This is a genomic window from Rhizobium sp. WYCCWR 11146 (genome assembly GCF_013591995.1).
In the GTDB taxonomy this organism is placed as follows: domain Bacteria; phylum Pseudomonadota; class Alphaproteobacteria; order Rhizobiales; family Rhizobiaceae; genus Rhizobium; species Rhizobium indicum.
In genome coordinates this window covers 42,651-49,343 of the sequence record NZ_JACCEY010000045.1, presented here as the reverse complement: position 1 = coordinate 49,343, position 6,693 = coordinate 42,651, and the positions used below count along the sequence as shown (strand labels likewise).

Sequence of the window (6,693 nt, the reverse complement as noted above, 5' to 3'; positions counted from 1 at the left end):
GCGGGGTGGAGCAGCCCGGTAGCTCGTCAGGCTCATAACCTGAAGGCCGCAGGTTCAAATCCTGCCCCCGCAACCAAATTCCTCTTAAAGATCAGCATCTACCTTCTTATCGCTGGCGGAAAAGCTTCGCTTTCCCTGGCGATGGTAGCTCCTCGTTCGCGAAGCTCACCATAACCTGAAGGGTGAGCGGTCGCTCGGGCAACGCCCGATAAAACAGTCCAGTGGACTGTTTTAAGACCCGAACGGGGCAAATCCTGCCCCCGCAACCAACGATACTTACAAATTTGCCCATTCAGGGTATTTGCCCTTGAGCTCCTCGCCATAGCGGTCGAGGAGCTTTTTGCGTTTCTGCAGGGTGTCCAGCTCCCCGGACGCCAGCTGACCTGCCACGGAACTTCATCCGGCTGCGATAAGAGCCTCGGCGGTTTTTGATACGCAAGATGGTGCAGTGCAATCGGCGGAAACGCGAAGCTTTCATCTTGCACAGCGAACCACTCGTCTCAAAACGTCCTGAGCCCGGACACATCCATAGCCAGCGGCAACATAACTGCGACGGCATTGTATGAGGTGCCTCGCCGTTGTACCATGTAGTCTGACAAGTGCGCGCAGTGCTCATTGTATAGCCGGAGCCAAAGTCCGGGCGCGCTTCAACCCGATGAATAAGTAGCCGGGATCATGGAACTTATCGTCGCCCTTGGCCTGATCGTCTTGAAGGTCGCGTTCCTGATTGCGATCCTGCTGTTGCTACCCTTGCCGCTAACCTGGCTGGAACGCAAGACCGCCGGGCACATGCAGCAGCGGATGGGGCCGATGCGCGTGGGATGGCACGGGCTGTTGCAGCCGGTAGCGGACGGAATCAAACTCCTGACCAAAGAGGATCACATCCCGGCCGAGGCCGACCGGTTCCTGTTCAAACTGGCGCCAATCCTGGCGCTCGCCCCGCCCTTTGTGGTGTTCGTCGCGATCCCCTTCGGCGAAACTGTCTCGGTCCTCGGCCACGAGATCACGCTCTACGTCTCCAACATGAATGTGGCGCTCCTTTTCGTTTTCTCGGTGATCGGGATCGAGGTTTATGGCGTCATCTTCGGCGGCTGGGCCTCCAACAGCAAATACGCTGTCCTGGGCAGCCTCAGAACCTGCGCGCAGATGATCAGCTACGAAATCCCGATGGGGTTCGCGGTCATCGGCGTGGTCATGCTGGCGCAATCCATGAGCCTTCTCGAGATCGTGCGGGCGCAGGCCGATGTCTGGAACATCGTCTACCAACCGGTCGGATTCTTCGTGTTCTTCGTCGCCGGATTGGCCGAAGCGCAGCGCATTCCCTTCGACCTGGCGGAAGCGGAAGGCGATCTAGGGGCCGGGTTCCATACCGAATACAGCGGTATCCGCTTTGCCTTCTTCATGGTTAGCGAATATGCCATCGTATTGCTTGTGTCGGTCCTGGTGGTGATCCTGTTCTTCGGCGGTTGGAACGGAGTTCTGATTCCCTTGCCACCGCTCCTGTGGTTTGTGCTCAAGGTCGCGTTCTTCGTCTATGTGTTTATCTGGTTCCGCTTCACTTTCCCCCGCTACCGCTACGACCAACTGATGGCGATCGGATGGAAAGTCTTGCTTCCTCTTTCAATGGCGAACATAATTATAACCGGTGTACTTTTAGGGGTCGTAGCGGCTCCGTAGCGAGGCGGCGATGTCGCGCGCGCAGGACAGAGTTGGAACATGGATTGGTTGGGCGTTCTTTGCCGATCTGGCGAGCGCCTTGGCTCTGACCTTGGGCTACATGTTCTCCAGATCCGTGACCATGCAGTATCCGGACAAGGAAAAGTGGCTGCCCTACTCCCGCTATCGCGGGCATCACTTCCTGACACGTGATGAAGAGGGCGAGATCAAGTGCGTGGCCTGCGAACTCTGCGCGCGGATCTGTCCCTGCGACTGTATCGAAGTCGTCCCCTACGAGGACGAGAAGGGCAAGCGGCACCCGGCCAAATTCGAGATCGACACGGCCCGCTGCCTGTTCTGCGGGCTGTGCGAGGACGCCTGTCCGGCGGATGCGATCGCGCTTGGCCAGCAGTATGAATTTTCGAGTTTTTCCTCGCGTGACCTGGTGATCGGGCGCGACGACCTGCTCGCCAAGCCGGGTAAGGCGGCAACCGGCGGCGGCGTGGTTGCCGCGCGCCTGAATACGAAGAAGGACGTACTTGTCGAGACGAAAGAGACGCAGGGCTACAACTGGTGGCGGAATATCCGGCGAACATGAACGCGCGCCAGCTGTCAAACCGAAGCGCTCGGAAAGGAGGCTTAGATGTTTGTCGGTGAAATCATGAAGAACAAGGGTGTCGGTGTCATCGCAGTCGCTCCCGATCAGACGATGGTGGAGGTACTGAGGTTGTTTCGAGACAACAATATCGGCTTCGTCGTCGTGAGCCGATCGAACAGCAAATATCTCGGTACGCTGTCGGAGCGGGACTGCTGCAATGCGGTGGCGGAATACGGGGCTGAGGCGGCGGCGATGCGGGTCGCGGACATCATGAACCGCAATGTGGCGACGTGTTCGACACAGGATTTGCTGCCCGTCGCGATGGGGATCATGACCCAGCGGCGTACGCGCCATGTGTTGGTCACGGATGGAGGCGACGTTGTCGGCGTGGTCAGCATCGGCGACGTGGTTAAACACAGGCTCGACGAAGCGCAGCGTACAGAGCAGGATCTGCAGGATTACATATGCGGGACCAGATATCACTGACGTCGCCAACTCGATGTGAAGACGCTGGGGCGGGCAGCTTGCCGCGGGGCCTTGCGGTGCCCCGACCCCAAATCTTCAGACCCCACGCCAGATCCGGCCTGGGCGGTCGACCTCAAGAGTCGCATGCGACTTCTGGACTTCCACCGCGCATGGATATTCGCCCCGCCGCAGCAGGCTGTTGAGACGCAAGGCTCTATAGTTTTCCGGAACGAAGACGAGGCCCTTGGGAAACCGCCTGTCGACCTTGAGCTGCGCCGTCAGTTCGCCCTGGCCGGAACGCACGATTACCTGATCACCATCCGAAAGGCCAAGCTCCGCGGTATCCTGCGCGCTCATCGCGACATAGGGATCGTTGGCGACCGTGTTCAGGATGTCCGACCGTTCGGAAAGATATCCGTTGTGGAACAGGCAGTCGCCGGTGATCAGCATGAGCCGGTCGGCTGCTGTTGGAACGGGTGGCGGCGCAAGGAACACGCCAGCCGGTAATGTTGGCACCGCCTTGGTGAATGCGCCTTCGGCGCCAAGCCCGTCCTGCGTCAACCCCTGATAGGCCGGAAGCAGCCGGGCAATCTCGTCGAAAATTTCGGCTTGCGTCGATGGCCGCAGCGCCTGGTTGCGTAGCGCCGCGACGAAGTCGACAATCGCCAGATTGCCTCGCGCCTCGAAAACGGGCTCACTGAATTTGCGAACATTCTGGATCCGACCCTCGTTGTTGGTGAACGTTCCGGATTCCTCGCCGTAGCCCGCCGCGGGCAAGACGACCTCGGCCATGCCCGCCGTATCCGTGAGGAACGCGTCCTGCACGATCAGGAGATCGGCGGCGCCAAGCGCCCGCGTCACAAAGTCCCGGTCGGGATAGGCGACCAGGGGGTCGGTTCCGACGATGTAGAGCGCGCCCATCCGCCCACCGACGCAGAGCTCCAGCATGGCGTCGAGATCCGCGCCGGGTTCAGACGGGATTTCGGCGCCCCAGTTTCGTGCAAGAGTTGCGCGCGTCGCGTCATCGGCGACCGCCCGCAGCCCCGGCAGAGCCGCCGGCAGGACCCCCATGTCCCAGGCGCCCATCTGGTTGGCACGGTCGAAGAGAAACTGCATCGCCGGGCCTTTGCCGAGCAGGCGGAGAACGTGCAGCAGGTTGTTGAGCTGCTGCAGCGTCGAGCGCGCTTCGGGTGATCTCAGGAGGTCGACGCTGACAAGCACGGTGACGCTGCGGCCTTCCTTGAGCGCGGCGGCCAGGCGATCCGGCCCGTCACTGCCGGCGCCCGCCGCCGGCCTGCCGATTGCCGCGTCGATGTCCGCAAAAGCGCCGCCCGGCAAGGCCTGACCAGCTGCCGCCACGAGACCGGCCACCACCGCCGCAAGGCTTGCCGCTTCTCCGCCCGGAGGCACACGAACCACCACCCTGGCATCGGCGTCCAGACGCGATGGCCGCGCCGATAGCATGAGCAATCCGGTCTGCCGCCGCCGCGCGCCGTCCCGCAGCAGGTATTCGGTGACCGGGTTCTCCTCGGTTATATTGCCTCCGACGACGAGCACGCAGTCGTTGCCGATTACGTCGTCCAGCGGCGTGCGGCTGTAGAAAGTTCCCAATAGCGGGCCGAGCGTATCGAAGGGCGCGGCCCAGCGTGACGAACAATCAATGTTGTTGGTCCGGAATACTGTTCGCATCAGCTTCTGGAACTGATAAAGCACCTCGTTGGGCAGGCGAGGCGAGGCCAGCCCGCCGGCAGCCTTGCTCTCGACGGCCAACAGTCGCCGGCGCAGATAGTCCCCCGCTTCGTCCCAGGAAACCGGAACCAGGGCGCCATCCTGACGGATCATTGGCTGCTTGATCCGGTCCCGGCTTGCAACGAAATCGAGACCGAAGCGTCCTCGCACGCAGAGAGTTTCGTGGTTGACACCTTCGTCCCACTTCGAGCGCACCCGCATGAACTCGCCCTTGCGCGTGCCCACCGTCAGCTGGCAACCGGTGCCACAATGCGGGCAGACCGTGTCGGTCTCTACGAGATCCCAGGGGCGCGCCTTGTAGCGGTAGGGGAAGCTCATCAGCGCGCCGACCGGGCAGACCTCGACGCAATTGCCGCACTGGTCGCAACTCGCCAGACTGCCCTCGAAGCCGGTGACGGCGGTATCCATGCCTTTTTCGACGGTGCCCAGCGCCACCGCGCCGACGACCTCCTCACACATCCGGACGCAGCGCTGGCACTGGATGCAGCGGTTGACGTTCATGATGATGACCGGGCTCAGACGAATGTCCTCGGAGTGGAACACACGTTTGTCATCGCGGAATTGGCTTTCGCGGGGCCCGTAGGCCATTACAATGTCCTGAAGCTCGCATTCGCCGCCCTTGTCGCAGATCGGGCAGTCGAGGGGGTGGTTGGCGAGCAGCATGTCGAGCATGGAAGAGCGCGTTTCCTCGATCAGAGGCGTGTTCGTCCGCACGACCATGCCATCAGTGACCGCAGTGGCGCAGGACGGCTGCAACCGCCGCACGCCCTCGATCTCCACCAGGCACATGCGGCACGAAGCCAGCGGCGGCAGCCGCTTGAGATAGCAGAAGGTCGGGACGTCGATGCCCAAACGCTGGGCGGCCTGCAGCACAGTCGAGCCAGCCTCAACTTCCAGCGTTTGTTCGTCGATCGTGACTTTAAGCATGGTTTCCTCACAACCCTGATCCAGCACTCCTTCAGTGAAACGGGCACCTCCGCTCCTCGACATGGGCGACGAATTCATTTCGGAAATGCGCGAGTGCTGCACGCAATCCCATCGCTGCACCGTCACCCAAGGCACAAAACGTATTGCCGAAAATGCCCTTGCAGAGCATCTCCAGCTGCTCCAGATCGCCGGGTGCGCCATCCCCGCCTTCAACCCGGCGCAGGACCTTCACGACCCAGTTCAATCCTTCCCGGCAGGGCGTGCACTTGCCGCAGGACTCATGGTGGAAGAACTCGATGATCCTGGTGGCGACCTTGACCATGCAGGTGCTATCGTCGATCACGATAACGCCAGCCGAACCGAGCATCGAGCCGGCGGCAGCCAGCGAGTCAAAATCCATCCTCACGTCCAGCCCGTGCTCAGGGATGACCGGCGCTGAGACCCCGCCCGGGATCACCGCCTTGATCTTGCGTCCCGGCAAGGCCCCACCGGCATGTTCCTCGACCAGCTCGCGCAGTGGTATGCCCATCGGCAACTCGTAGAGGCCGGGTTTGCGCACCTGCCCACTGAGGCAGTAGAGCTTCGGGCCGGGGCTCTTGTCCGGGCCGATGCCGCGGAACCAGTCCGCGCCCCGCGCCACGATATGCGGCACGCAGGCCAGCGTCTCGACATTGTTGATCACAGTCGGGCTGGCGTAGAGCCCGGCCACGGCCGGAAACGGCGGCTTCAATCGCGGCTGCGCCCGCTTGCCCTCGAGCGACTCGAGCATCGCAGTCTCCTCGCCGCAGATATAGGCGCCTGCGCCGCAGTGGATGTGGACGGCGAAATCGAAATTCGAGCCCAGAATGCCCGTTCCCAGATAACCCTTTTCGTGTGCCTCGGCGATCGCCTGCTCCAGGCGACGGATCGCCGTCACATATTCTCCGCGGATGTAGACATAGGCGGTTTTGGCCCCAATCGCATAGGCGCTTACCGCCAGCCCCTCGATGAGTTGATGCGGATCGCGCTCCATGATGATCCGGTCCTTGAAGGTGCCTGGCTCGCCCTCATCGGCGTTGCAGCAAAGATATTTCGGCTTGTCGACCTGCTTCGGCACGAAACTCCATTTCATGCCCGTCGGGAATCCGGCACCGCCGCGACCGCGCAGGTTGGACTGTTTGACGAGGTTAACGACCTCGTCAGGCGTGTATTCGCGCAGCGCCTTCGCCAGTGCCTGGTAGCCGCCGCCAGCCTCGTAGGTCGACAGCAGGTGACTGTCCGGCGCGGCGACATTCTTGAGGAGAACCGGCTCGAACATG

Annotated in this window: 5 protein-coding genes; 3 read left to right on the top strand and 2 right to left on the bottom strand. The window is 61.8% G+C overall.

Translation table 11 applies throughout. From position 1 onward, the window contains the following. The first annotated feature begins 675 nt into the window (after positions 1 to 675). Genes nuoH through HX899_RS34590 form a run of 3 tightly spaced genes read left to right on the top strand, consistent with a single transcriptional unit; the run spans position 676 to position 2,740 of the window. A complete protein-coding gene (gene nuoH, locus HX899_RS34600) occupies positions 676 to 1,677 on the top strand; it encodes an NADH-quinone oxidoreductase subunit NuoH (protein ID WP_181294546.1) in 1,002 nt (333 codons plus the stop codon). Between the two features lie 10 nt (positions 1,678 to 1,687). Continuing rightward, entirely contained in the window at positions 1,688 to 2,254 is a 567-nt protein-coding gene (locus tag HX899_RS34595; RefSeq protein WP_181294545.1) for an NADH-quinone oxidoreductase subunit I, read from the top strand. Between the two features lie 45 nt (positions 2,255 to 2,299). Beyond that, positions 2,300 to 2,740, top strand: coding sequence for a CBS domain-containing protein (locus HX899_RS34590; RefSeq protein ID WP_138334948.1), 441 nt, complete (start codon positions 2,300 to 2,302; stop codon positions 2,738 to 2,740). 75 nt (positions 2,741 to 2,815) lie between these two features. On the opposite strand, the gene nuoG is transcribed toward HX899_RS34590, so the two are convergent. Both nuoG and nuoF read right to left on the bottom strand, forming a co-directional pair. Beyond that, positions 2,816 to 5,395: an NADH-quinone oxidoreductase subunit NuoG gene (gene nuoG / locus HX899_RS34585; RefSeq protein WP_181294547.1), complete on the bottom strand. Its 2,580-nt coding sequence runs from the start codon at positions 5,393 to 5,395 to the stop codon at positions 2,816 to 2,818. Between the two features lie 31 nt (positions 5,396 to 5,426). Beyond that, a complete protein-coding gene (gene nuoF / locus HX899_RS34580) occupies positions 5,427 to 6,692 on the bottom strand; it encodes an NADH-quinone oxidoreductase subunit NuoF (RefSeq protein ID WP_138334949.1) in 1,266 nt (421 codons plus the stop codon). Position 6,693: the final 1 nt, after the last annotated feature.